Source organism: Hymenobacter sp. B81 (assembly GCF_044628455.1).
GTDB lineage: Bacteria > Bacteroidota > Bacteroidia > Cytophagales > Hymenobacteraceae > Solirubrum.
Genome location: NZ_JBIYZW010000002.1, coordinates 1,045,774 through 1,069,308 on the forward strand (window position 1 = coordinate 1,045,774; position 23,535 = coordinate 1,069,308).

23 protein-coding genes are annotated in these 23,535 nt (G+C 64.4%); 12 read left to right on the forward strand and 11 right to left on the reverse strand.

Annotation, left to right across the window (positions count from 1 at the left end; all coding sequences use genetic code 11):
• The first annotated feature begins 200 nt into the window (after window positions 1-200).
• The 3 genes from ACE191_RS15645 to ACE191_RS15655 all read left to right on the forward strand — a co-directional run bounded on the left by ACE191_RS15645 (window position 201) and on the right by ACE191_RS15655 (window position 5,397).
• Window positions 201-3,050 (forward strand): 2-oxoglutarate dehydrogenase E1 component, encoded by a 2,850-nt coding sequence (locus tag ACE191_RS15645; protein WP_400193175.1) that lies wholly within the window; start codon window positions 201-203, stop codon window positions 3,048-3,050.
• Between the two features lie 139 nt (window positions 3,051-3,189).
• Window positions 3,190-4,854, forward strand: coding sequence for a 2-oxoglutarate dehydrogenase complex dihydrolipoyllysine-residue succinyltransferase (gene odhB, locus ACE191_RS15650; RefSeq protein ID WP_400193176.1), 1,665 nt, complete (start codon window positions 3,190-3,192; stop codon window positions 4,852-4,854).
• 81 nt (window positions 4,855-4,935) lie between these two features.
• Window positions 4,936-5,397, forward strand: coding sequence for a hypothetical protein (locus ACE191_RS15655; RefSeq protein WP_400193177.1), 462 nt, complete (start codon window positions 4,936-4,938; stop codon window positions 5,395-5,397).
• Between the two features lie 126 nt (window positions 5,398-5,523).
• Here ACE191_RS15655 and ACE191_RS15660 read toward each other — a convergent pair whose 3' ends face one another.
• Window positions 5,524-5,895 carry a group III truncated hemoglobin gene (locus ACE191_RS15660; protein WP_400193178.1) on the reverse strand — a complete coding sequence of 124 codons (372 nt, stop codon included), beginning with the start codon at window positions 5,893-5,895 and terminating at the stop codon, window positions 5,524-5,526.
• Between the two features lie 168 nt (window positions 5,896-6,063).
• Here ACE191_RS15660 and ACE191_RS15665 point away from each other — a divergent pair, with 168 nt between their 5' ends.
• Entirely contained in the window at window positions 6,064-6,549 is a 486-nt protein-coding gene (locus ACE191_RS15665) for a DUF4126 family protein (protein ID WP_400193179.1), read from the forward strand.
• 16 nt (window positions 6,550-6,565) lie between these two features.
• On the opposite strand, the gene ACE191_RS15670 is transcribed toward ACE191_RS15665, so the two are convergent.
• Complete coding sequence (locus ACE191_RS15670; protein WP_400193180.1) at window positions 6,566-7,546, reverse strand: EamA family transporter; 981 nt, start codon at window positions 7,544-7,546, stop codon at window positions 6,566-6,568.
• A gap of 617 nt (window positions 7,547-8,163) precedes the next feature.
• On the opposite strand from ACE191_RS15670, the gene lpdA reads away from it, so the two are divergent.
• Together lpdA and ACE191_RS15680 are read left to right on the forward strand one after the other, a co-directional pair.
• Window positions 8,164-9,570: a dihydrolipoyl dehydrogenase gene (lpdA, locus tag ACE191_RS15675; RefSeq protein ID WP_400193181.1), complete on the forward strand. Its 1,407-nt coding sequence runs from the start codon at window positions 8,164-8,166 to the stop codon at window positions 9,568-9,570.
• 141 nt (window positions 9,571-9,711) lie between these two features.
• The gene (locus tag ACE191_RS15680; protein ID WP_400193182.1) at window positions 9,712-11,589 is read left to right on the forward strand and encodes an IPT/TIG domain-containing protein; all 1,878 of its coding nucleotides are present in this window, start codon (window positions 9,712-9,714) and stop codon (window positions 11,587-11,589) included.
• A 132-nt stretch (window positions 11,590-11,721) separates the two neighbouring features.
• On the opposite strand, the gene ACE191_RS15685 is transcribed toward ACE191_RS15680, so the two are convergent.
• The gene (locus tag ACE191_RS15685) at window positions 11,722-12,570 is read right to left on the reverse strand and encodes a DUF5694 domain-containing protein (protein ID WP_400193183.1); all 849 of its coding nucleotides are present in this window, start codon (window positions 12,568-12,570) and stop codon (window positions 11,722-11,724) included.
• 354 nt (window positions 12,571-12,924) lie between these two features.
• Between ACE191_RS15685 and ACE191_RS15690 the strand changes: the two genes are divergently transcribed.
• Complete coding sequence (locus ACE191_RS15690) at window positions 12,925-13,464, forward strand: hypothetical protein (RefSeq protein ID WP_400193184.1); 540 nt, start codon at window positions 12,925-12,927, stop codon at window positions 13,462-13,464.
• 438 nt (window positions 13,465-13,902) lie between these two features.
• Here ACE191_RS15690 and ACE191_RS15695 read toward each other — a convergent pair whose 3' ends face one another.
• Window positions 13,903-14,322: a hypothetical protein gene (locus ACE191_RS15695; protein ID WP_400193185.1), complete on the reverse strand. Its 420-nt coding sequence runs from the start codon at window positions 14,320-14,322 to the stop codon at window positions 13,903-13,905.
• A 79-nt stretch (window positions 14,323-14,401) separates the two neighbouring features.
• Window positions 14,402-14,971: a helix-turn-helix domain-containing protein gene (locus ACE191_RS15700; RefSeq protein WP_400193186.1), complete on the reverse strand. Its 570-nt coding sequence runs from the start codon at window positions 14,969-14,971 to the stop codon at window positions 14,402-14,404.
• A 469-nt stretch (window positions 14,972-15,440) separates the two neighbouring features.
• Here ACE191_RS15700 and ACE191_RS15705 point away from each other — a divergent pair, with 469 nt between their 5' ends.
• Window positions 15,441-15,650 (forward strand): hypothetical protein, encoded by a 210-nt coding sequence (locus ACE191_RS15705; protein ID WP_400193187.1) that lies wholly within the window; start codon window positions 15,441-15,443, stop codon window positions 15,648-15,650.
• Window positions 15,651-15,973: 323 nt separating this feature from the next.
• Here the strand turns inward: ACE191_RS15705 and uraH are convergent, their stop codons facing one another.
• Both uraH and ACE191_RS15715 read right to left on the reverse strand, forming a co-directional pair.
• Window positions 15,974-16,384 (reverse strand): hydroxyisourate hydrolase, encoded by a 411-nt coding sequence (uraH, locus tag ACE191_RS15710; protein WP_400193188.1) that lies wholly within the window; start codon window positions 16,382-16,384, stop codon window positions 15,974-15,976.
• Window positions 16,385-16,491: 107 nt separating this feature from the next.
• Window positions 16,492-17,064 carry a dihydrofolate reductase family protein gene (locus ACE191_RS15715; protein ID WP_400193189.1) on the reverse strand — a complete coding sequence of 191 codons (573 nt, stop codon included), beginning with the start codon at window positions 17,062-17,064 and terminating at the stop codon, window positions 16,492-16,494.
• Window positions 17,065-17,251: 187 nt separating this feature from the next.
• On the opposite strand from ACE191_RS15715, the gene ACE191_RS15720 reads away from it, so the two are divergent.
• The 3 genes from ACE191_RS15720 to ACE191_RS15730 all read left to right on the forward strand — a co-directional run bounded on the left by ACE191_RS15720 (window position 17,252) and on the right by ACE191_RS15730 (window position 18,944).
• Window positions 17,252-17,416, forward strand: a complete 165-nt coding sequence (locus tag ACE191_RS15720) for a hypothetical protein (RefSeq protein WP_400193190.1) — start codon at window positions 17,252-17,254, stop codon at window positions 17,414-17,416.
• 15 nt (window positions 17,417-17,431) lie between these two features.
• Window positions 17,432-18,565: a DUF692 family multinuclear iron-containing protein gene (locus ACE191_RS15725; protein WP_400193191.1), complete on the forward strand. Its 1,134-nt coding sequence runs from the start codon at window positions 17,432-17,434 to the stop codon at window positions 18,563-18,565.
• Window positions 18,566-18,731: 166 nt separating this feature from the next.
• Window positions 18,732-18,944 (forward strand): hypothetical protein, encoded by a 213-nt coding sequence (locus tag ACE191_RS15730; RefSeq protein ID WP_400193192.1) that lies wholly within the window; start codon window positions 18,732-18,734, stop codon window positions 18,942-18,944.
• 190 nt (window positions 18,945-19,134) lie between these two features.
• On the opposite strand, the gene ACE191_RS15735 is transcribed toward ACE191_RS15730, so the two are convergent.
• A complete protein-coding gene (locus ACE191_RS15735) occupies window positions 19,135-19,566 on the reverse strand; it encodes a VOC family protein (RefSeq protein ID WP_400193193.1) in 432 nt (143 codons plus the stop codon).
• Between the two features lie 146 nt (window positions 19,567-19,712).
• Between ACE191_RS15735 and ACE191_RS15740 the strand changes: the two genes are divergently transcribed.
• Window positions 19,713-20,837 (forward strand): putative sensor domain DACNV-containing protein, encoded by a 1,125-nt coding sequence (locus ACE191_RS15740; RefSeq protein WP_400193194.1) that lies wholly within the window; start codon window positions 19,713-19,715, stop codon window positions 20,835-20,837.
• 43 nt (window positions 20,838-20,880) lie between these two features.
• Here the strand turns inward: ACE191_RS15740 and ACE191_RS15745 are convergent, their stop codons facing one another.
• From ACE191_RS15745 to ACE191_RS15755, 3 genes are all read right to left on the reverse strand, one after another.
• Entirely contained in the window at window positions 20,881-21,753 is an 873-nt protein-coding gene (locus tag ACE191_RS15745; RefSeq protein ID WP_400193195.1) for a hypothetical protein, read from the reverse strand.
• A gap of 62 nt (window positions 21,754-21,815) precedes the next feature.
• Window positions 21,816-22,784 (reverse strand): phosphatidylglycerol lysyltransferase domain-containing protein, encoded by a 969-nt coding sequence (locus ACE191_RS15750; RefSeq protein WP_400193196.1) that lies wholly within the window; start codon window positions 22,782-22,784, stop codon window positions 21,816-21,818.
• Window positions 22,785-23,026: 242 nt separating this feature from the next.
• Window positions 23,027-23,497, reverse strand: coding sequence for a cold-shock protein (locus ACE191_RS15755; protein ID WP_400193197.1), 471 nt, complete (start codon window positions 23,495-23,497; stop codon window positions 23,027-23,029).
• Window positions 23,498-23,535: the final 38 nt, after the last annotated feature.

Below are 23,535 nucleotides of genomic sequence, written 5' to 3' on the forward strand. Positions count from 1 at the left end.
CCTCCGCCGGCAACTACGCCAACCCTGGGTAATTCTTTACCGTTAGCTTAGGCTTTATTAGGGCAGCCCTCGACAGGTAATCCATGGAGAGAGCGGATCAGCGTTTCGTGTCTGATACGCAGTTGTATTTGTGTATGCGAATATGAATTTGTGCTTACTAGCTTAGGCCTTACATTTGCTCTCCCACCATATCCGTTCTCATGGACGCATATTCCTACATCGCCAACGCCCACGGCGAATACATTGACCAGCTGTACCAGGCTTATAAAGCTGACCCCGAGTCGGTAGACTTTGGCTGGCGCAAGTTTTTTGAAGGGTTCGACTTCTCGCAGGCCTACCCTGAAGGCGGTGCCGAGCAGGTTACCGGCTCAGGCGTACTGACGACCGCCGCTTCCACGCTGGGAACCACTGCCATTAGCTCCTCGGACGCCGTGTCGGCCGACAAGGAAACGGCGGTGCGCAACCTCATCCACGCCTACCGCAGCCGGGGCCACCTGGTAGCCCGCACCAACCCGGTGCGCGAGCGGAAGGACCGCAAGGCCCACCTTAGCCTCGCCGATTTCGGCCTGAGCGAGGCCGACCTCGACACGACTTTCAAAAACGGCGAGCTGCTGGGCCTCGGCGGCGCGGCCAAGTTGCGCGACATCATCGACGCGCTGCAGAAGATTTACACGCGTACCATCGGCTTCGAGTACATGTACATCCGCGACCCGCAGGTGCTCGACTGGTTCCGCACCAAGGTGGAGCGCGACTCGCTGTCGTTCAACCCCGGCGTGGAGTACAAGAAGCGCATCCTGAGCAAGCTCAACGAGGCGGTGGTGTTCGAGAACTTCCTGCACACGAAGTTTCTCGGTCAGAAGCGCTTCTCGCTGGAGGGCGGTGAAACGACGATTCCCGCGCTGGACGCCATCATTCAGAAGGGCGCCGAGCTGGGCGTGGAGGAAGTGATGATCGGCATGGCCCACCGGGGGCGCCTGAACGTGCTGGCCAACATCATGGGCAAGACCTACGAGCAGATCTTCTCGGAGTTCGAGGGCACGGCCGTACCGGACCTGACCATGGGCGACGGCGACGTGAAGTACCACATGGGCTACTCGTCGGAAGTGGATGCCGCCGGCGGCAAGCAGGTGAACCTGAAGCTGGCGCCCAACCCCTCGCACCTCGAGGCAGTGAACCCGGTCGTGGAGGGCTTCGTGCGCGCCAAGCTCGACCACCAGTACGCCGAAAACTACGACCGCATTCTGCCCATCCTGATTCACGGCGACGCCGCCGTGGCCGGCCAGGGCATTGGCTACGAAGTCACCCAGATGTCGCAGCTGGAAGGTTACAAGTCGGGCGGTACGCTGCACTTCGTCATCAACAACCAGGTGGGCTTCACCACCGACTTTGAGGACGCCCGCTCGTCGATTTACTCGACCGACCTGGCCAAGATCATCGACGCGCCGGTGCTGCACGTGAACGGCGACGACCCCGAAGCCGTGGTGTTTGCCGTGCAGCTGGCCACCGAGTACCGCCAGCAGTTCCACGCCGACGTGTTCGTGGACATGGTGTGCTACCGCCGCCACGGCCACAACGAGTCGGACGAGCCCAAGTTCACGCAGCCTTCGCTCTACAACATCATCTCCAAGCACAAGAACCCGCGCGAGGTGTACAACGAGGTGCTGGTACAGCGCGGCGACGTGGATGCCAAGCTGGCCGAGCAGATGGACCGCGAGTTCCGCGACCTGCTGCAGGCCCGCCTCGATTTGGTGAAGCAAAAGCCGCTGCCCTACAAGTACCAGGCCCTGGAAAACGAGTGGCGCAGCCTGCGGCGCTCCACCAACGAGGACTTCGACCAGTCGCCGGAAACGGGCATCAGCGAAGAAGTAGTGGCCAAAGTGGCCAAGGCACTGACTTCGCTGCCCGAGGGCTTCAAGCCGCTCAAGCAGATTGAGAACCTGCTGAAGGAGCGCAACAAGATGTTCTACGAGACGCGCATGCTCAACTGGGCCGCCGGCGAGCAGCTGGCTTACGGCTCGCTGCTGCTCGAAAACCACATCGTGCGCGTCAGCGGCCAGGATGTGCAGCGCGGCACGTTCTCGCACCGCCACGCCGTGCTGCACGACGCGGTGACCTCGGCGCCCTACACTCCGCTCAACAACATTGAGGGCCAGAAGGAGAAGCTGCACATCTACAACTCGCTGCTGAGCGAGTACGGCGTGTTGGGCTTTGAATTCGGCTACGCCATGGCCAACCCCACGGCGCTGGTGGTGTGGGAAGCTCAGTTCGGCGACTTCGCCAACGGTGCCCAGACGATGATCGACCAGTTCATCTCGTCGTCGGAAAGCAAGTGGCAGCGCATGAACGGACTGGTGATGCTGCTGCCCCACGGCTACGAAGGCCAGGGCCCCGAGCACTCCAACGCCCGCCCCGAGCGCTTCCTGCAGCTCTCGGCCGAAAACAACATGGTGGTAGCCAACATCACCACGCCGGCCAACTTCTTCCACCTGCTGCGCCGCCAGCTGGCCTGGTCGTTCCGTAAGCCCTGCGTGGTGATGTCGCCCAAGTCCCTGCTGCGCCACCCGCTGTGCGTGTCGCCGGTGGAGGAATTCACCGCCGGCTCGTTCCGCGAAGTGCTGGGCGACACCTACGCCGAAGCCAAGAAGGTGAAGCGCGTGCTGCTGTGCTCGGGCAAGGTGTACTTCGACCTGCTGGAGGAGCAAACCAAGAGCGAGCGGAAAGACGTGGCCATCGTGCGCCTCGAGCAACTGCACCCCTTCCCGAAAAAGCAGCTCGACGCCGAGCTGAAGAAGTACCCGAAGGCCGAGCTGATCTGGGTGCAGGAAGAACCCGAAAACATGGGCTACTGGAACTACATGCTGCGCTACCTGCGCCGCGAGCTGGGCGACGTGGTGGCCCGCAAGCCCTCGGCCTCGCCCGCTACCGGCTACAACAAAGTGCACGTGCAGGAGCAAAAGCAGATCGTGGCCCGCGCCTTCGGCATTGCCACGCCCGAGGTCGATGCCGAGAACATCAAAGCCACGGTTGAAGTAGCCAAGAAGCAGGACTAGCGCGAAGGGGTACTACGGCGCCAAGTCGTAGTGCCCCTATCGTTGAGCGACAACCTTAAGGCCAGTCGTTCGGCGCTACGTTCCGCGGCATCTGCCTAATTTTCCCTCTCCCAAGAACTCTCCTCCAATCAGCTAGTACATGGCTCTGGAAATCAAAATACCCGCCGTCGGCGAATCCATCACCGAAGTCACCATCGCCAAGTGGCTCAAGAAAGACGGCGAGGCCGTGAAGCGCGACGAAATTCTGGCCGAACTCGAGTCGGACAAGGCCACGTTTGAGCTGCCCGCCGAAGCCGACGGTATCCTGCGCATCCGCGTGGCCGAAGGCGAAACCATCGGCATCGGCACCGCCATTGCCGAAATCAGCGGCGACGGCGCCGCAGCAGCTGCCCCGGCCACGGCCCCCGCCGCTCCGGCCGCCGATCCAGTTACTGCCGGCCAGGAAAACCCGCAGGCCAGCAACCAGTCGGGCTACGGTGGCTCGCAGGCCGGCTCGGCCAATACGCCCACACCCGCTGCGCCGGCGGCCTCGCCTGCGCCCGCCGAGGGCAGCGGCGCTACCGTGGAAATGAAGATTCCGACCGTAGGCGAGTCCATCACCGAAGTAACGGTGGCCAAGTGGCTGAAGCCCGATGGCGCCGCCGTGCAGCGCGACGAAATCATTGCCGAGCTGGAATCGGACAAGGCCACGTTTGAGCTGCCCGCTGAGGGCACCGGCACGCTGCGCCACGCCGCCAAAGAAGGCGAAACCATCGGCATCGGCGCCGTTATTGCCCGCATCGAGGGCAGCACGGGCGTTCCGACTGCCGCGGCCACTCCGGCGGCTCCGCAAGCGGCTGCTGCTCCAGCCGCGCAGCCCGCCGCTGGTGGCTCGGGCTACGCCGCGGGCACGCCCTCGCCGGCCGCCGGCAAGATTCTCGACGAGAAAGGCATCAGCGCCGCCGGCGTGCAGGGCACGGGCCGCGACGGCCGCATCACCAAGGAAGATGCCCTGAAAGCGCAGCCGCAAGCCGCGCCGGCTCCGCAGGCCGCTTCGGCCACCAAGCCGGCTGCTCAGCCTGAAGCCAACAACCAACAACCAACAACCAACAACCAGACAGGCAACCGCAACCAGCGCCGGGAGCGGATGTCGAACCTGCGCAAGACCGTGTCGCGCCGCCTGGTAGCGGTGAAGAACGAGACGGCCATGCTCACCACCTTCAACGAGGTGAACATGCAGCCCATCATGGACCTGCGCAACAAGTTCAAAGACAAGTTCAAGGAGAAGCACTCGGTGGGCCTGGGCTTCATGTCCTTCTTCACCAAGGCCGTGTGCGTAGCCCTGCAGGAGTGGCCGGCCGTGAATGCCCAGATCGACGGCACCGACATCATCTACAACGACTTCTGCGACATCAGCATCGCCGTGTCGGCCCCGAAAGGGCTGGTGGTGCCGGTGATTCGCAACGCCGAGCAGCTTTCCTTCGACGGCATCGAAAAGGAAATCGTGCGCCTCGCCACGCTGGCCCGCGACAACAAGCTCACCATCGAGCAGATGACCGGCGGCACGTTTACCATCACCAACGGCGGCGTGTTCGGCTCCATGATGAGCACGCCCATCATCAACGCCCCGCAGTCGGCCATCCTGGGCATGCACAACATTGTGCAGCGTCCCGTGGCCGAGAACGGGCAGGTGGTGATTCGCCCCATGATGTACCTGGCCCTGAGCTACGACCACCGCATCATCGACGGCCGCGAGTCGGTGTCGTTCCTGGTGCGCGTGAAGGAGCTGCTCGAAGACCCAACCCGCCTGCTGCTGGGCGTGTAAGGGTCGGCATCACCATAGGCAAAAGCCGCGCTCCGGGTCAGGGGTGCGGCTTTTGCGTGTATCCTTCTGACCTTTTTGCGCGTGGTCCAGATCGAGTCAACCAACGGGTTTTCCAAGGGCGGGTGCTACCTATTGGCCGCCATGTGCTGGCTGCTGGGCCTGCTGGCCGTGCGCAACACCGACTTGCAGCAGCAGCCCGCCACTGGCTGGGGCATATTGTTGGTACTGGTGCTGGGCGGGATAGTGCCGCTGCTGTGGTACGCGGCGTCGCTCAAGCGCTTCCGCCTGACGCTCACCCGGGAGGTATGCCGCCTCGAGCAACTGCCGGATATTCTGGTGGCCGAACAGCCCATGGCGCACTTGCTGCGCTGGAGCGTTCGGCAGCCCACCCGGCGGCCATATAATTCGCTCAAGGTGCTGAGCCTGCATTTTCGGCTGGGCGACCCGGTGTGCATCGACAGCCTGGAGTACCCGAATATGCAGCGACTGGAGGAGTTTCTGCAGCGGCATTACCCGCAAAAACAAAAAGCCTCCAGCCACTGAGTCAGCAGGGTAGACCCGACCCGCCTACTGTTGGGCATATAAGAATCGGCCCAATACCATATGCAAACGGCGGCTTCCTGCCCAGGAAGCCGCCGTTTGCATATGCCCCCGAAAAGCGGGCCGGAGTTACTGCGGAGCCTGCTGCAGCTGGCTGATTTGTCGGGCGCGGGCTTTGGCGGCCTCGGCCCGCGTGCCGGCAAACAGGCCGTCGACGGTTTGGTGGAAAACCTCTAGCCAGCGCTGGCAGTGGCGGGCATCGGTGGGCAGGGCCAGGTGCCGGGGAAAGGCCGGCGGCTCGGCGCGGGGCGCACCCAGCAGCACCGAATTCCAGAAAGCGTACATGGTCAGCAGGTGCTGGGGCCAGTATACCTGGGCAATGGCGTTGAACACCGGGCCCAGCAGCGCGTCGGTGCGCACATTGTCGTAGAAGCCGTTCACCAGGGCTTTGATGTCGACTTCGGAAACAATGTCGGGCGGGGCAGCAGAGTTGGCAAGCATGGGAAGAGGGTTGGGGAAAGGGTAGGAGAGTGGGTTGGCAAGCGGCGCGGCCGGCCAGGCAGCAGCACCGCTGCCAATGTACTCATCAGCCGCTCAGGCCCCGGTCGTGGGCTGATCTTTTGCTGCCCGGCGCCCGTTTAAGGCTACTCCATCCCGTATCCCCCCGCCATGCGCCTAATCCGTTCAACTGTTTTCTGGCAGGCCGTGGGCCTGGGCTTTCTGGCGGGCATGCGCAGCATGTCGGCCCTGGCCTTTGTGAGCCACCACCTGCGCCACCGGCCCGCGGGCGGCTTCACCCAAGCGCCGCTGCGCTGGCTGCAAACCCCACTGGTAGCCCACGGCCTGAAGCTGCTGGCCGGCGCCGAGATGCTGGGCGACAAGCTACCCGCCATGCCCGCCCGCACCGCCCCCGTCAGCGTAGCGGGCCGCACCCTGTCGGGGGCCCTGGCCGGGGCGGTACTCTACAAGCTCAACCGCCAAAAGCTGCTGCGCGGCGCCCTGGTGGGCGGCACCGCGGCGGCGGCGGGCACCTTCGCGGCCTTTCACCTGCGCCGGCTGGCCGATCAGCAAACCGATCTGCAGGAACCCTGGACGGGCTTCGTGGAAGACGCGCTGGTATTTAGCGGCGGCAAGCTCTTGCTGGGCCGGTCGTAGTTCGGCCGGGCCGACTTTAATCCTCTACGCTGCCTAGCTCGGCCCCCGCGGGCTGGGCCGGGTTGCTGCGGGCCGGCCGGGCTCCGCCCAGCACTACCAGCATCACGGCCAGCACAATGAGCGCCGCCCCGCCGGTCATCTGCAGGTTCAGCGCCTCGCCGGCAAAGGCCCAGCCCAACAACACCGCCACCACCGGGTTCACGAAGGCGTAGGTGCCGGCCAGCGTCGGCTGGGTTACGCGCAGCAGCCAGATGTAGGCCGAAAACGCCACCCACGAGCCGAACGACACCAGATAGGCAAAGGCCAGCCAGGGCTTCAGGCCGATGCCCGTGAGGTGAAAGCGTGGCGCCTCGCCGTGCACGAGGCCCGCCAGCAGCAGGAAAAAGCCCCCGCACAGCATCTGCATGCCTACGCCCAGGAAGGGCGAGCCGCCGATGGGTTTCTGCTTGGAGTACAGCGAGCCGACCGACCACATAAACGAGGCCAGCAGCACGGCGGCAATGCCCAGCGCGGGCTGGCCCGGAATGAGCACCGGCGCCGCGCTGCGGGTGCTGGCCAGCAGGTACATGCCGCCGAGCCCCAGCCCCAAACCCAGCAGCACCTTGCCGTTGGGCCGGGGCGTGAGGTCGCTCCACCAGCCCAACACCGCCAGGAACATGGGCACCGAGGCCACCAGCAGCGCGGCCAGCCCCGAGGGAATGTACTGCTGAGCGAAGGTGGTGCCGCCGTTGCCAAACAAGGGCAGACACAGCCCCACCACGGCCGCCCGCAGCCAGTCCTGCCGGCTGGGAGCGGCTGCCCCGCTCAGGCGCATCACTATGTATTGCGCGCCGCCCGCCAGCAGGTAGCGCGTGGCCGACAGCAGAAACGGCGGCCAGGCCGTCAGCGCCACCTTGGAGGCCAGGTAGGTAGAGCCCCAGATCAAATACAAAGCGGCCAGCGCCGCGCCTACCAGCAGGGCGGAAGGGCGAGGGGCAGCAGAAGCAACAGCAGGCATAGTCAACAGCGCAAAATCGGCGGCGGCAAAAACGCAGCGCAGCCTTCTACGGTCCCGCAAACCTAGCGGCCACCCCGGCGGCATCCTAACCCTGGTACTTCCCACGACTTCCGCCCCGCCGTTGCCGCCGGTTAGCCGGCCGCTACAGCGCCGGTAAATCGGTAGCGGAAATGTGTGACCCCAAAGCCATATTTGCTAAGCGGAGTACCCCATTGGCCCATTTGCCTTGTAGTAAACTTGCTTACTTACTTGTTAGTAACCGGGGTTATTAATGTGCAATGGCGTTAAACAGGCCTTGCCATTTTGCAAGGCCCGCAAGCCTCCAGCGTCGGTGGACTGAGCGTTGGACAAGGCAACTTTCCTCTTTGTGAATCGCAGATCAGCGTAGCCGAGAAGGGCATGTCATGGCTTCAGCCGTTCGGGTGTTAGCTCCGTTGACCTTTGGTTGCCGGCGTTGAAACAATGCCGCCGGAACAACTCAGCGCCCTCTGTGGTAACCTCTGCTCCTTCTGCGGGCTAACCACCTAAAGGGCTAACCGGCTAAACAACGTCAGCATCCGGCGCTGGGCATTCTGCCTTACCTTTGCCCGCAGCGCATCACCCCAACTGACTTCAGCATGAACCAATACGACGTTACCGTCATCGGCTCCGGCCCCGGCGGCTACGTGGCGGCCATCCGCTGCGCCCAGCTCGGCTTCAAAACAGCCCTCATCGAGAAATACCCCACCCTCGGCGGCACCTGCCTCAACGTGGGCTGCATCCCCTCGAAGGCGCTGCTTGACTCGACCGAGCACTTCCACAACGCCGGCCACACCTTCAAGGAGCATGGCATCGAGCTGAGCGAGCTGCGCATCAACATGAACCAGCTCATCGACCGCAAAAACGGGGTGGTGAAGGCCAACACCGACGGCATTCAGTTCCTCATGAAGAAGAACAAGATCGAGGTGCTGCGCGGCGTGGGCTCGTTCATCGACAAAAACCACATCAGCATCACGCCCACCGAGGGCGGCGAGGCCCAGCAGATCGAAACCAAGCACGTCATCATTGCCACCGGCTCCAAGCCCACCGTGCTGCCCTTCATTGCTCAGGACAAGGAGCGCATCATCACCAGCACCGAGGCCCTCAACATCCGCGAAGTGCCCAAGCACCTGATCGTGATTGGCGGCGGCGTTATCGGCCTGGAAATGGCCTCGGTGTACGCCCGCCTCGGCGCCAAGGTGTCGGTGGTGGAATACACCGACAGCATTATTCCCACCATGGACGGCGCGCTGGGCAAGGAGCTCAAGCGCGTGCTCGGCAAAATCGGTATTCAGTTCTTCCTCTCGCACAAAGTCACCGGTGCCACCCGCGCGGGCGACACCGTGACGGTAACCGCTACCAACCCCAAGGGCGAGGAAGTGAAGTTCGAGGGTGACTACTGCCTGGTGGCCGTGGGCCGCTCGCCCTACACCGCGGGCCTGAACCTGGAAGCCGCCGGCGTGCAGCTCGAAGAGCGCGGCCGCATCAAAGTCAACGACCACCTCGAAACCAGCACGCCCGGCATCTACGCCATCGGCGACGTGATTCGCGGCGCCATGCTGGCCCACAAGGCCGAGGAAGAAGGCGTGTACGTGGCCGAGCGCCTCGCCGGCCAGAAGCCGCACGTTAACTACCTGCTGATTCCCGGCGTGGTGTACACCTGGCCGGAAGTGGCCGGCGTGGGCTACACCGAAGAGCAGCTCAAGGAAGCCGGCCGCGCCTACAAAACCGGCTCCTTCCCCTTCCGCGCCTCGGGCCGCGCCCGCGCCTCCATGGACCTCGACGGCTTCGTGAAGGTGCTGGCCGACAAGGAAACCGACGAAATCCTGGGCGTGCACATGATCGGCCCGCGCATCGCCGACCTCATTGCCGAAGCCGTAACGGCCATGGAGTTCCGCGCCTCCGCCGAGGACGTGGCCCGCATGAGCCACGCCCACCCCACCTACGCCGAAGCCATGAAGGAAGCCTGCCTCGCCGCCACCGAGAACCGGGCCATCCACATGTAATACCGCCCGCAAGGCACTCAGCCCAACGGCCAGCTCCACCCCGGGGCTGGCCGTTTGGTTTTTGGCGGGGGCCGCGTTGCGGCCCGCGGGCAAATGCCTAAGTTTAGCCGCTGTCCGACAATTGTTTAATCTCTTTCCGGTATGCCGCACCTGTTTACTCGTCTTGCTTACCCGCTGCTGGTCCTGCTGGCGCTGCTCAACGCTCGCCCCGCCGCCGCGCAAACCTGGCAGTGGACGGCCCGCACCGAGGGCATCGGCACCAACTACTCGGTGCTGAAGATGACCACCGACGCGGCCGGCAACGTCTACCTGGCCGGGCGCCACACCGGCGCCGTGCACGCGGGCAGCATCGTGGTGCCGGCCCCCAGCCGCTGGAGCATGTTCGTGGCCAAAGTCTCGCCCACCGGGCAGTGGCTCTGGGTCCGAACCACCGGCAACGGTATCTTCGAGGAAGTAACCGGCTTGGCCGTCGACGCCACCGGCACCCACGTGTACGTGGCCGGCACGCTCAGCAGCGGCACCTACGTGCTGGGCAGCAGCACCGTCACCATCCCCCCAGTGGTGTGTACCCACGGTGCCGTGTTTGGCTCGCTGTCGGCCGCCACGGGGGCGTGGGAGTGGGCCCAGGGCGCCAACAACGGCTCGGGCATTAAGGGCCTGGCCGTAGGGGCCGATGGCAGCCTGACGGTGGGCGGCTACTGCAAAGGCACCAATTTCAAGCTGGGCGCCGCCACTGTGCCCGGTACCCTGCCCGACCGCAGCTTGTTTGCGGCCCGCTTTTCCGCCACGGGGCAACCCCGGTGGATTACCGCCGCCGTCGCCCCCACCCCCGGCATGGCCTGGGGCTTTGCCCTCGACGCTGCCGGCAATTCCTACCTGAGCGGCTACTTCCAGGGCAGCGTGCAGTTTGGTGCTACCACCCTCACCAGCCAGGGCGGCTACGATGGGTTCGTGGCGGGCCTCAGCCCCACCGGCGCCTGGCAGGGCGCGCTGCGCTTCGGCGGCAGCAGCCACGACTACGCCTCGGCCCTGGTGGCTGACAACCGCGGCGGCGTGTACGTGGTGGGCTCCTGCCGCGGTGCGGCCACGGTGGGCACCACGGCCTTTCCTAGCGTGGGGGGCGAGTACGGCGTAGTAGCCCGACTCAGCGCCCCCGGCTGGCAATGGCAGTGGGCCCTGCGCCCCACCGGCACCGAAAACGGCGTCCGAAGCGCGGCGCTGGACGGCGCCGGCCGCCTCTACGTGGCCGGCGAAATGCGCGGCCCCACCACTTTCGGCACCCGTAGCCTCGCGCCCACCGCCACCGAAAAAGCCTACTGGGCCGAGCTGGACGTCACCAGCCGGCAGTGGCAGCGGGCCCACCCACTGCCCGCCGATGTCGGCAACTCCGACCAGACCGCCCTCACCGCAACGCCCGCCGGCACGCTGTACCTGGGCGGCCTCTTCTCCGGCACCATCACGCTGGGAGCCGCGTCCTACAGCGCCCCCGGCCGGGCCGACGTGTACGTGGGCAAGCTCACCCTGCCTTCCACCGTGCAGGCGCCCGCCCCCGCCCGCGGCCCCGTGGGCACCCGCGTGGTGCTGCGCGGCAGCCGCTTCGAAGCCGTCAGCCAGGTTACGCTGGCCGGGCGCCCGGCCGCCTTCACCCTCAATTCGCCCGATCAACTGACGGTGACCGTGCCCGCCGGCGTTCCGTTGGGGGCGGCGCCCTTCGTGCTCAGCACCCCCAACGGCCCGCTCTCCTCCGCCGCCTTCACCGTGAGCACCGTAACGGCCGCGCTGGCCCCGGCGGCCGGCCTGCAGCTGCATGCCTATCCCAATCCCGCGCGCCAGCAACTGCGCGTAGCCGGCACCCGCGGCCACACCGTATTGCTGCTCGATGCGCGGGGCCGCGTCTGCGCGCTCCCCGCGCTCAGCACCCACCCCGACGGCGTCACGCTTTCCGTGGCGGGGCTGCCTGCCGGCCTCTACCTGCTTCGCGCCGGCGCCCAGCACTGCCGCGTGCTCATTCAGCCATAAGTAGTCCCCGGCCCTTGAAAAACCGCGGCGGCTGAAGAAACTCGTGCCTCAGCCGCCGCGGCGTTTCTGAACCAGGTGCCCGTTTGGCTGGAAGCCGCGGTTGCCCGGCTGCCGCGCCCGTCCCGCGCCCCGCTACTGAATCACGTCCTTCAGCTCCTTGAGCCGGAAGCGCGAGTCAAACTGGGCAAACTCGCGCAGCATGGCCGTGTGGGCCGCGCCCGCCAGCACCAGCACGCGCTGGTCGGCAGGCTCCACGGTTTTCTGCACTACCGAGTACATGTACAGGTTGCGCCGGTACCACTCCGACACCAGCCAGGGCCCGGCGAAGCTGCCGATGCTGCCGGCCTTGTTGAGCAAATCCAGGTACACGGCCTTGTCCTCGCGGATGCTGCCCGGCGCGTTGAAGTCGAGCAGCAGCTGGGTCAGGGTGAGGGTGCTGAGCTTGCGGTTCTGCTCGGCCTCGACTTTTTTCAGGGTTTCGCCTACGCGCTGCATCAGGGCATCCTGGCGCGCCTGCTGCATGGCCTTTTGCACGCTGTCGAAGGGAAAAGTGGTCCTGGTGTAGTCGAAGGCGTACACGCGCTTCAGGCCGGCCTTTTTGGCGGTGCGGAAAGCCAGCTGGATAATCTCGTTTTTCAGGTAGAAGTCGCGCTGCCCGGGCTTGGGGTACTTGGCCCCGATGGCCTGCTCGTACTGCCCGCCCAGGTAGAGCTGGTAGAGCGCGTCGAGCTCGGCCTGGTTGTTCCAGTCCCATTCCACAAACACCTTGTCGGGGCGCCACTTGCCCAGGCGGCCGGTCATCGTCTCCAGCTCGGCCTGGGCCTTGGGCGCCAGCACGTCGAAGCTTTTGGTCTTGACGATGTCGGCGCCGGGGTTGTGAAAGTGGAAGGTGCCCAGCAGCAGCAGCTCGGCGGGCTTGGCTTGGGCCGCGGCCCCGAGGCTCAGCAGCAGGCCGCCAAGCAGCAGCAGAAGGTTTTTCATGACGTGGAGCAAATGACCGCCGCAAGGTAAAGCCGCTCCGGCATCTGTCTGCCTGCCAGTAGCCCACATAATGATGTAGGCCGCGGGGCAGTACCGCCGGTACGCCCGGCCTCTGCACTGCCCGCATGAGCTAAGCCGCCCCACCTATGCCGAAGCCACGAAGCGCGCTGGCCTGGCCGCGACCGAGAACCGGGCCATTCAAAGACCGCCCGCAAGGCAACCAGCCCAACGGCCAGCTCGACCTCGGGCCAGCCATTTGCATGTTGGTGGTACCTTTCTGAGTGTAGAAGGTCCAATGTTTAAGCCGCTGCTCAAACGTAGGAGATTCTGAGAATATACCCAAAGTTGACCAAAATGGCAAAGCATTCTGAAATACCCAAATCCTTCGGCATGCGCTTGAAACAAGAATCGGGATTGTTGAATAAATGGCGTAAAATATTAAGCATCGTGTTCTTTTTACTGTTGTCGAACAGTAATTCATTTGCTCAAAGTCAAGATTCAATCTATTATTTTGTTCCGGCTTTTGTAAAGGAGTATATTATTAAATATGTAAAAGCAGGAAATGTCAAACATAAATTACCCGCATACTGCATTATTTCCCATCGAGATGACACAACGAGCATTCTTGTTAGCTACTACAAAGATTCTCGAAATGATCTTTCGACTTTGATAAAGAATAGTAATCGGTTTATCAAAATTTCCTCCACTCAGTCAATACCGGTGTTGATGAGATTAGATTTTATATTCAGCAACTTGCTTCATTCGGTAGTAAATGAGGGTGGTTTATATGCTGCTTACAATCACAAGGAGATTAATGCATCTGGGTATCATATTCAATACAGAGGTTTATACGACAAAGCAGTATTTATTAGCGCGGAATATTATCAGTATTAAGAGTGTATTTGGGTTTTGTCGAAGTTCCTCTAGAACGTCATGCTGAGCTTGTCGAAGCATCTCTACCGCTTTGTCTGGTAGACTTCAACGAAGCGGTAGAGATGCTTCGACAAGCTCAGCATGACGTTCTAGAGGAACTTCGACAAAACCCAAATACACTCTTAATACTGATAATATTCCGCGCTAATAAATACTGCTTTGTCGTATAAACCTCTGTATTGAATATGATACCCAGATGCATTAATCTCCTTGTGATTGTAAGCAGCATATAAACCACCCTCATTTACTACCNCTGTTGCAGCCGCATGGGGAAGCCGGTTGGTGTACTGTGGCGCAAAATAACGCCCGGTTAGGTGTACGCCGCCCTGGCAATGACCACCAAAAAAGCCGCCCGCCACAAGGTGGCGGGCGGCTCCGGGTTCCGGCTTCGGCGCGGGCCTAGGACGGCAGGGTAGCGCGGTGGGCGGCAATGCCGGCTTTGATGGCGGTGAGCAGGGCCACGTTGGCGGCGGTTTGCTCGTCTTCCACGTCGGCCATAAACTCGTTGAGGCCGGCGGCCTGGCGGGCGCGCTTCACCAGCTTCTTGCGCTGCACCAGCAGCGCCGCCCGCTCGTCGGTGTAGTCTTCGAGGATCTGCGGGTCGAGGTCGGGCATTTCCAGCAGTTTGTCGACGCGGGCAATTTTGCCGTCGACTTCGGCCAGCTGCCGCGCCGTGCTGGTCTGGCTGCGCTCGGTGCGCTGGTCGGCCAGGTCGCTGTTCACGTCGCGGGCCGAGTGGGTAAGCAGTACAAAGTCGATTTCGGCCGTAGCCTTGTCACACAGCCCATGGTCGGTGAGGGCGGAATACTTGGGAGGCATTGTGGTAAGGGTTTGAAGGTTAAAGTGTACCCTAATATCTCCTTTGTTATGAATAAACAAATAAAAGACTATAATATTTTTATATAGCAGGCTGGGCAGCGGGCCGCAGCTCGGCCAGGGCAGCGGCTTCGGCTTCGAGGGCGCGGGCCTGGGCCAGCAGCAAGTGGTAGCGCGTAGCATCGGGCACCGACAGCGGACGGGCGCGGCGCTCAAGCCAGCCGGTAAGCCAGGCGGCCCGCTCGGGGTCGGCCGCGTCGGGGGGCGGCTGCAGGGCCGGTTGGGCCTGGGCCCAGCGGTGGGCGTAGTGGGCCTGGCGCCGCAGCCCGTCGGCCTCGGCCCGCAGCCGGCCGGCCCGCTGCTGGCACACGCGGCGGCGAAAATCCAGCTCGGCTGCATCGGGTGGTGGGGTACCCGCGGGCAGGGTGGTGGGTAGGGGCGCTTCGAGCAGGTCGGCCGATGGAGGCAGCTGCCGGGCCAGGGGCAGCAGGGCCTCGCCCACGGCCGTGGTGAGGCGGCGCCGGCCGGCCTCGATGCCCTGCGCCAGCTGCTGAGTGATGCCCAGGTACAGGGCCAGGTCGCTTTGCCGCAAGCCAAACCAGGTGCGGATGCGAGCCAGGAGGTGGGGAGAAGGCAGGGCGCGGCGGGGCATGGGCTTGTTGTATATTTTGGGAAAACGAAAAAATATACAACAAAATCTGCGTCACCTTTGTTGTATATTTTTTTGAAATGAAAAAATATACAACAAACAGCCAACCCGGTTCGAAGGCCCGTTGAGGTAAAAATGGGCGGCTGTCCCTTGTCCCCACCGTCCCGGCGTCGGCCACCCCCGCGCCGCTTCCACCCGTACACGTCCCCGTTGCCCGCGCCCAACCTACCGCACCGCCGCTTGCCTATGCCCGCCGCTCCCGACTCCCCGCGCTTCGCCAACGCCGTGGCCGAAGTGTGGGCCGACCCCGAGGGCTTCGCCTACATGCGCTGGTTTCCCGGTCCGCGCCGCCTCGCCGACTACCAGGAAGCCATGAACGCCCTGCTGCGCGTCATCCGCGCCCTGGGCACCGGCAAGGCCCTGGTCGACCACCTGCGCATCAACCCCATCAGGCCCCGACGAGCAGCACTGGGTGGCCACCCACTGGCTGCCCCGCGCCGTCATGCAGGGCAACTACCGCTACGCCGCCCTCATCAGCCCCCCCGAAACTATGGCCTGGCTGAACCGCCTCGACCCGCAGCTGCTCGACTGGCCCCGCGCCCCCACTTTCCACCACTTCAGCACCGAGGCCGAAGCCCGCATCTGGCTGCGCAGCCAGGTAGTGGTGAAGTCGCAGCTGTAAAAGCCCCGCCCCGCGCCGTGGTCGATGCGCCCAGCTCGTATGTCATGGTGAGCGGCATAACTGATGCGCCCGCCAAACTTGCCCGTCATCCTGAGACATAGGTGACGCGACAATGTTATCTGTCATCCTGAGCAACGCGAAGGACCTTACCCCGCGTGAACGAGTCGTTCTGACGTGGTAAGGTCCTTCGCGTTGCTCAGGACGACGGTTTAAACAACGAGCCGGGGCCGCAGCAACCAGCTTCCTGACGGCGTACGGCGCTGTCGCCTCCCGGCGACCCGCAACGTCCCAGCCCCACATGCTGCGGGGCCGGTAGCCGCGCCTCAGCTGCCCCGGTAGGTGGAGTAACCGAAGGGCGAAAGCGTGATGGGCACGTGGTAGTGGGCGCCGTCTTTTATCTCAAACACCACCTCGATGTAGGGATAAAACGAGGGCTGTTGCTGGGCCGCGAAGTAGGGCTGCGTCAGGAAAGTGAGCTTGTAGATGCCCGGGCTGCCGGCCGGGCCGCGGGCGGGCAGAAAATCGCCCACCCGGCCGGCGGCGTCGGTCTGTTTCTCGCCCACGGTGGCCCAGGTTTGCTTGGCGGGGTCAAGCTTGGCGAGGCGCACCGTCACGCCGGGGGCCGGCGCGCCGGTGCTGATGTTGAGAATGTGGGTGCTGAGCTGGTACGCAGAGGACTGGGCCCGGCCCAACAAGGGCAGCAGCGCCAGCAGGCAGGTGAGCAGAAGTTTCAAGGCAGTAGGAACGGGTAAGGGGAAACGGCTGGCCGGGCCCAGGCCCGGGCCAGCCGTCAGCACAACCACCGGCGGCGGCGAATGTTGCCCCACCCCCCCCGGCCCGGCTACCCGCGCCGGGGTGCGTAGTGCAGCCCCACTATGCCGCAGTCGAACGCGGTGGCCTGCACCAGCGTCAGGGGCTGGTGGGCCGTCAGCTCCGCAAAAATGGACCTTCCCCGGCCGATGGCCGTCGGGTTCACGAACAGGTGCAGCTCGTCGACCAGGCCGTGTTGCACCAGCGAGGCCGCCAGGCTCACGCCGCCGTAGGTGATGAGGTCCTGGCCCGGCTGGCTTTTCAGCTCCGTGATTTCCGTCACCAAATCGCCCTTTGCCAGCACCGTATTGGGCCAGGGCGAGGCCGTCAGGCGGCGGCTGAACACCACCTTGGGCGTGTCGGTGAACGTGCGGCCGGCCCAGTGCTCCTCGTGGGCCGGGTCGGCCGCCACCGCGGCCCAGTGCGGAATAAAGCCCTCGGCCAGCTGCCGGCCCAGCACAATGGTATCCACCGGCTCGGTGAGGGCCGTCACGTATTGTTCCAGGTCGGCGGTCCAGGGACAAGCCATCCAGTCCAGTTCACCGTTGGGGCCCGCCACAAATCCGTCGGCGGTCATCTGCATCTGAAGCTTGAGTTTGCGCATAATCAGGGGAAGTTGTCAGTGGGCCAAGATAGCGGCGCCGCCCCCACCCGCCGCAGGCCCCCTGCGACAATCAGCGGGCGTTTTGCGACCGTCTGGCACCGAAGTTGAAACCGCCCATGCAACCCCGGCGCCCGTCCGGGACTCGCTTAGCTGAAATTTCCTCCCGTACCCAAACCATTTCCCCGCTATGAAACTGCCCAAAGCCGTGCTCGGCGCCGTGCTCATCGGCCTCACCGTGCACACCACCAGCTGCGACAAGAAAGACGCCCCCGCCCCCAAAGGCGAGCAGGGCGACCAGGGCAAAGGCAGCAGCAAAGGCCCCGAGGGCTGCCCCGCCTGCGGCATGGGCTAAGCCCCGCGCCCCGGCATGGAAGCTGCCCCCACCATCTGCGCCACCGTCGCCTGCAACCTCGACGCCCACATCCTGGCCGCCACCTACCCGCTGCTCGAAGCCGGGCAGGTAGAAGCCCTGGAGTGGTCGTTCGACGCCCTGTACGCGCACGAGCAAGTGCCCGCCTGGTTCACCAACCTGCTGCACGCCTACGGCGAGGCCGGCCGGCTGGTGGGCCACGGCGTGTTCTTCTCGTTGCTGTCGGGCCGCTGGAGCGCCGAGCAGCAGCAGTGGCTGGGGCAGCTGCGGCGGGCCGCCACCAAGTTTCGCTTCGACCACGTGACCGAGCACTTCGGCTTTTTCACCGGGCAGAACTTTCACCACGGCGCCCCGCTGCCGGTGCCCTACTCCGCCCGCGCCCTGCGCATCGGGCAAGACCGGCTCCGGCGCCTGGCCGACGCCGCCCGCTGCCCCGTGGGCCTCGAAAACCTGGCCTTTGCCTATTCCCTCGACGAAGTGCAGCGCCACGGCGAGTTCCTCGACGAGCTGCTGCGGCCCGTCAACGGCTTCCTCATCCTCGACCTGCACAACCTCTACTGCCAGCTCCACAACTTCGCCGTCCCCTACGACGAGCTGATTGCCCGCTACCCCCTCGATCGGGTGCGCGAAATCCACATTTCCGGCGGCAGCTGGGACGATTCGCCCCTGCTGCCCACCCGCCGCATCCGCCGCGACACCCACGACGAGGCCGTGCCCGAAGAAGTGTTTGAGCTATTGGTGCAAACCCTGCCCCGCTGTCCCCGGCTGAAGTACGTGGTGCTCGAGCAGCTGGGCAGCGGCCTGGCCACCGCCGAAAGCCAGGCCCGGTTCCGCCACGACTTCCAGCGCATGCGCACGCTGGTCGAGCAGCACCGCGCCGGCCGGCCCGCCCACCAGCCCGGCGCCTTTCAGCCGCCCGCGGCCGGCCCCAGCGGCCCCGCCGCCGAAGATGCCGGCCTGCACGAGCAGCAGCGGCAGCTCGCCCGCATCCTGGAAACGGCCCCGTCCTACGCGGCTGCCTGGCAGCAGCTGCAGGCCTCCCCGCTGGCTTGCTCCGACTGGCAGATCGAGCACTGGGAGCCGCACATGCTGGAAACCGCCCGCAACATCGCCCGCAAGTGGAAACAGTAACCCCGGCCCGCAAAACCTCGATTCCCGGCGCTGAACGGTGATTGTGGCGCGGCCTTCGCGCCGCCCGAGCTACGCGGTCCCGGCCCGAAAATGGTGCCCGGAAAAAAAAGCCGACCTTAATTGCCCCAAATCCGACCCTTTTAGGCCGCTCAGCGGTTAGAGCACTATGTCAACTCCTTCCAGACGCCCCCGCGCGAGCAAAGCCGAATCGGCACCCACCGTTACCCTCTCGCACGCCGAGCACATGCAGGCCCTGCAAGTACGTGAGCAGGGCAAGACCGTGATGTACAAGCAAGATGCCTGGGGCCACATCGAAACCCGCTTCGTGCGTACCCAGAACGTGAAAGCCTGGGAAGAAAAAGGCTTCGTAGTGCGCTAACCGCCTGAGCAGTCTATCCAGTTGCCGCCGCCCCGGGTATTTTTCTGTCCGGTGGCGGCATTGCCGTGCCCGCCCGGCACCCAGCCAGCTGGCTGGGTGCCGGGCGGGCACGGGTGTTTTGGGCGCTGCCTGATTGCCCTCCGAAAGCCGGTAGGAGGGGCATTCGGCCCCGGCGTTGCCGCAACCCCGGCTACTCCGCGCTGGCGGCTGCCGGCTCTGGCTGGGGCACGGCGCTCATGTCCATGTACATCACTTCCCAGAGGTGGCCGTCGAGGTCCTGGAAGTTGCGGGCGTGCATGCACTCATGCTCCTGCAGGGGCTTGGAGGGCCGGGCGCCGGCGGCCAGCGCGGCGTCGGCCAGCCGGTCCACTTCCTCGCGGCTGTCGGCCGAGAGGCACACAATCACCTCGGTGCTGGTGCGCGCGTCGGCCAGTTGCTTGTCGGTGAAGTTCTGGAAGAAGGGCTTCACCAGCAGCATCACGTAGATGGTGTCGCTGACCACCATGCAGGCCGCGTTTTCATCGGTAAACTGCTGGTTGAAGCGGAAGCCCAGCTGGGTGAAAAACGCCACGGAAGCGTTCAGGTCCTGCACCGGCAGGTTGACGAAGATGTTGGTTGCCATGACTAGTATGGTTGGAAAGTGTATGCCAAATATATTAGCATATGGCCGGCCCCAAGGTGGCTGAATGCGACAATTCGCGGGGCATTTGCGACAGCGCCGGCGTGGCTCCACCATCTTCGGAAACGCTTACTGCGTACTTTTCCGCTATGCTCTCCGAACCCACCTACCTGGCGGCCCGCATGGTGGCGCCCATGATCGAAAAGCACCTGGCCGGGCAGCGGCTGGCTGCCCCGGCCGAGGCGCTCAGTCAGCTGGCGCCGGCCCCGCCCGCGGCGGTAGTCGAGGTGATGATTGACGCCGCGTTCTGGGCCAGCCTGCGCCGCGAGGAGGGCCAGGCCCCGCGCATTTCCCTGGCCTGGCTGCCGCCCGGGCAGGCCACCCAGCCGGTGCTGTTCGGGAAACGCCGCCTCATGCCCTACAACCTGCTCAAGCTGGCCCCGGCCGTGGTGCAGCCCGGCATTCACCTGGGCGTGTGGCACGACGACGAGGGCCTCTACGTGTGGGGCACGGCCACCGGCATTCCGCCCCTGTGCCTGGTGCTGGAGGTGGTCGAGCCCGGTTTGCTGGTGGCCAAGCACCGTCGCGCCGACGGCTTCGGCAAGTTCGTGAACGTGGCCATTCTGCGCGGCGACCAGCTGCAGCTGGTCGATGCCGATAACGCGGCCGTGGTTGACTGCCCCGGGCTGCAGCGCTTTCTGCCCGGGCGCGTGGATGCGCGGGGCGAGGCCGACAACGTGCTGGTCGATTTGGCCGCCGCCATGCGTGCCCACGGCCGCGGCGGGCTGGTGCTGCTGGTACCTCCCAACTCCACGCAGTGGCTGGCCTCCGTCGTGCAGCCCATGACCTACCCCGTGCAGCCGGCCTACACCGGCATTGCCGAGGGCCGGCAGCTGGCCCAGGCCCGCTGGCAGTGGCGCGAGGAAATTCAGCGCGCCATTGGCATCGTGGGCGGCTTCACGGCGGTCGACGGCGCCACCGTCATCACCCACGACTACCACCTGCTGGCCTTTGGGGTAAAGGTGGCCCGCGCCGCCCACAGCGTGCCCGTCGATCAGCTGGTGGTAACCGAGCCGGTGGTCGACAGCGTGGCGCGCTACCTGCACCCGGCCCAGAACGGCGGCACCCGCCACCTGGCCGCCGCCCAGTTCGTGCACGATCAGCGCGACGCCCTGGCCCTGGTGGCCTCGCAGGATGGCTTTTTCACCGTTTTCGCCTGGTCGGAAACCCAGCAGATGGTGCACGCCCACCGCATCGACGTGCTGCTGCTGTAACCGGCTGAGCTTAGCTGAGTGGTCGAGGAAACTCTCCTGCGAGCTAGCGGCTGAGTTGAAGCGACTTGTGGGCGTAGTCCTGCAGGGCGTTCATGTCCTGGGCAACGCGCTGCTGCCAGCCCGGCTGCTTATTCGGGTCGGCGTACACCTCGCTGTCGTACTGGTCCTGCATGGCGTGCCACTCCAGGGAAACCTGGCGCATAATGGCCTCGTGCTTTTGCTCAAACTCCTGCACGGTGCTTACTTCCTGCTGAAGCTGCCTGGCCAGGCGACGGGCAAAGAGTTCGGTGATGTCGAAGTGCAACTGCTCGTGGGCCAGCAAGGTGCGGGCCTGCTCCGAGGGTTTAAAATAGGAAGTCCCGCAGTCAAAGTAGGTTTCAATGCGCACGTTTACCGGGCCGAAAAGTGTGGCGTCGTAGCGGTAGCGCATGCTGGAGTTGGTGGCCGCGGCGAAGGGCCGGTTCTTGGTGCTGGCTTTGAAGTCGGACTGCTTCAGCCGCCGTTCAGGGGTCCACACGATTTCCTTTTCGTACACCGTCACATCGGGCACGCGCATGGCCTTGGCCCGGATCTGGTGGCAGGTGCTGCGGGTGCTAGGCAGGCGGTGCTCGTAGATCCAGAGTACGTTGGCGCCCATTTGCCGGGCCCGCGTCACGGCCAGGGCTACCACTTTATCGTAGTTGCAGCTCAGCGTGAAGCCGGTATCCTTGATGCGGATGTCGCCCAACTCCTGCCCCTGCACGTCGAATACTTCGCCCTCTTTCAGGACCAGAAAGGCTTCCTGAGCCGCAATGGGCGGCAGGCGCTGGGTTGACTGCAGCTTGACGGCCGGGGCGCAGGCCGCAAGGGCTACTGCCCCGAACACACCTAGGAAGAGAGGCCGCAGGAACAGCCGCAGCAAGTGAAAAGCAGGCATCAAGCCGAAAGTTTGGGTGAAGCAAACCCAAAATTAACGGCCGGTTGCCGATAATGCGGCCGCTACAGAATGTTGTTGGCCCGAGCCAGGCGCGCCAGCGGAATCAGCGGCAGGCGGTGCGGGGCGGCCAGGTAGCGGTTCAGGTCGGTGCCGGCAAACTCGAACTTGTTTTTCGACAGGTTGGTGAGCGGGTGGTAGCGGTCGATCAGCCGGAAAGTCAGGTCGCGGCAGTAGTCGTACACCCCCGAAACCGGCAGGGCCTGCTCGCCGGGGCTGATGGGGCCGATGCAGCCGCCCAGCGAGAGGCAGCGGTAGCCCTCGGCCCGCAGCTGTTCGGCCAGCAAGGCCACCACCGAGAGAAATACGCCCCAGATTTTGGTGGGCAGCAGCCGGAACTGGTGCAGCTGGTAGCCCTTAAGCTGGGCGCCCTCGTACCAGGGGTCGAGCACGCAGAAGCCGATGGGCGTGGCGGCGGCTTCAATTACGAAGAAGCGCACGTCGGGCTCGGGCGCCAGCTGCAGCAGCCGCGAGATAAAGCCGATTTCCTTTTTGGAGGGCGAAAGGCGGATAAACTCCGCGTTGATGGCGCGCAGCTGGGCCAGGTCGGCGGCACCCAGCTCGCTCAGGTTGCGCTCGGTCACCTGCAGGCGGGCCTTGCGGGCTTTTTTCAGCGCCCCCTGGGTCGAGGCCGAGAAGCTCAGCGGCTGGGTTAAATCGAGGCAGCGCTCGGTGCCGATGCGCACGAAGCGCATGCGCCGGCCGCTGGCCTGGGCCAGGGCCGCGGCGCCGGTTTCGCTCAGGTAACCGAACACGCTGCCGGGGTGGGCCTGCAGAAAGGCGCTCAGCAGCACGGACGCCTGCGCGGGCTCGGCCACGGGGTCGCCCAGCACCACGTTGCCGGCCAGGGTGCGGCGGTAGGCCACGAAGCCCGCGGGGTGGTCGAAGTAGCGCAGACCGGGCTGCAGGGCGGCGTAGGCGTTGGGGTCGGAGGCGCACTGGCGCAGCCTGGCAAACCGGTCGGCGGCAATCATGGGCGGGAAAAGCAGAAGGAAGAGGGGCGGAGCCGCTGACTACCAGGGGGCTACTGCTACAAATTTAACTCCGCGCTGCCCGGCCGCGCAACCGCCCAATGATGTGAGTGATAAGCTATCAGTTGTCAGTTGATAGTTGTCCGTTCCAAGCCGCAAGGATGAACAATCAACAAGCAGCCACGCAAAAAAGCGCCGCCCCGAAAGGAGCGGCGCCTGGTTAAGCGAAGCAGACGACGCGGCGCTTAAGCGACGGGCGGCGCCTTCTCGATGCGGACGCTCACGGCGGTGGGGCCCTTGTGGCCCATCTCCACCTCGAAAGTCACCTTGTCGTTTTCGGTAATCTTGTCGATGAGCCCGTTGGCGTGCACGAAAATGCTTTCCTGGGTTTGCGCGTCCTTGATGAAGCCGTAGCCCTTCGAGTCGTTGAAGAACGTAACGGTGCCGCGGCGCACGGCGTCCTCTTCCTCCATGTCCTCGCGCCGCAGAATGTTGATCTGGATTTCCTCGGCGTTGATTTCCTTTTTCTTGGTGGGGTCGGGCGGGGTGGCCGAAATGTTGCCGTTCTCGTCGACGTAGGCGAGCATATCCTCCAGGCTCTGCCCTTTCTTGGCATTGGCCTGGCGCTCCTCCTTCTTGTCGGCTTTGTCGTTGCGCTTCTTTAGTCGTTTCTTCTCGTTCTCCTTTTTGCCAAAGGTGCCCTGTGATCTTGCCATAGTGTTCGGGTGTGCTTAATCGTTACGTCGGTCGGTGC

What these genes read in the sequence shown, in the direction of transcription:
- ACE191_RS15645 (WP_400193175.1), top strand. Translation starts at nt 201, where the DNA reads ATGGACGCATATTCCTACATCGCCAACGCCCACGGCGAATACATTGAC.
- odhB (WP_400193176.1), top strand. Translation starts at nt 3,190, where the DNA reads ATGGCTCTGGAAATCAAAATACCCGCCGTCGGCGAATCCATCACCGAA.
- ACE191_RS15660 (WP_400193178.1), bottom strand. Translation starts at nt 5,895, where the DNA reads ATGCTTGCCAACTCTGCTGCCCCGCCCGACATTGTTTCCGAAGTCGAC.
- ACE191_RS15665 (WP_400193179.1), top strand. Translation starts at nt 6,064, where the DNA reads ATGCGCCTAATCCGTTCAACTGTTTTCTGGCAGGCCGTGGGCCTGGGC.
- ACE191_RS15670 (WP_400193180.1), bottom strand. Translation starts at nt 7,546, where the DNA reads ATGCCTGCTGTTGCTTCTGCTGCCCCTCGCCCTTCCGCCCTGCTGGTA.
- lpdA (WP_400193181.1), top strand. Translation starts at nt 8,164, where the DNA reads ATGAACCAATACGACGTTACCGTCATCGGCTCCGGCCCCGGCGGCTAC.
- ACE191_RS15680 (WP_400193182.1), top strand. Translation starts at nt 9,712, where the DNA reads ATGCCGCACCTGTTTACTCGTCTTGCTTACCCGCTGCTGGTCCTGCTG.
- ACE191_RS15685 (WP_400193183.1), bottom strand. Translation starts at nt 12,570, where the DNA reads ATGAAAAACCTTCTGCTGCTGCTTGGCGGCCTGCTGCTGAGCCTCGGG.
- ACE191_RS15690 (WP_400193184.1), top strand. Translation starts at nt 12,925, where the DNA reads ATGGCAAAGCATTCTGAAATACCCAAATCCTTCGGCATGCGCTTGAAA.
- ACE191_RS15695 (WP_400193185.1), bottom strand. Translation starts at nt 14,322, where the DNA reads ATGCCTCCCAAGTATTCCGCCCTCACCGACCATGGGCTGTGTGACAAG.
- ACE191_RS15700 (WP_400193186.1), bottom strand. Translation starts at nt 14,971, where the DNA reads ATGCCCCGCCGCGCCCTGCCTTCTCCCCACCTCCTGGCTCGCATCCGC.
- ACE191_RS15715 (WP_400193189.1), bottom strand. Translation starts at nt 17,064, where the DNA reads ATGCGCAAACTCAAGCTTCAGATGCAGATGACCGCCGACGGATTTGTG.
- ACE191_RS15720 (WP_400193190.1), top strand. Translation starts at nt 17,252, where the DNA reads ATGAAACTGCCCAAAGCCGTGCTCGGCGCCGTGCTCATCGGCCTCACC.
- ACE191_RS15725 (WP_400193191.1), top strand. Translation starts at nt 17,432, where the DNA reads ATGGAAGCTGCCCCCACCATCTGCGCCACCGTCGCCTGCAACCTCGAC.
- ACE191_RS15730 (WP_400193192.1), top strand. Translation starts at nt 18,732, where the DNA reads ATGTCAACTCCTTCCAGACGCCCCCGCGCGAGCAAAGCCGAATCGGCA.
- ACE191_RS15735 (WP_400193193.1), bottom strand. Translation starts at nt 19,566, where the DNA reads ATGGCAACCAACATCTTCGTCAACCTGCCGGTGCAGGACCTGAACGCT.
- ACE191_RS15740 (WP_400193194.1), top strand. Translation starts at nt 19,713, where the DNA reads ATGCTCTCCGAACCCACCTACCTGGCGGCCCGCATGGTGGCGCCCATG.
- ACE191_RS15745 (WP_400193195.1), bottom strand. Translation starts at nt 21,753, where the DNA reads ATGCCTGCTTTTCACTTGCTGCGGCTGTTCCTGCGGCCTCTCTTCCTA.
- ACE191_RS15750 (WP_400193196.1), bottom strand. Translation starts at nt 22,784, where the DNA reads ATGATTGCCGCCGACCGGTTTGCCAGGCTGCGCCAGTGCGCCTCCGAC.
- ACE191_RS15755 (WP_400193197.1), bottom strand. Translation starts at nt 23,497, where the DNA reads ATGGCAAGATCACAGGGCACCTTTGGCAAAAAGGAGAACGAGAAGAAA.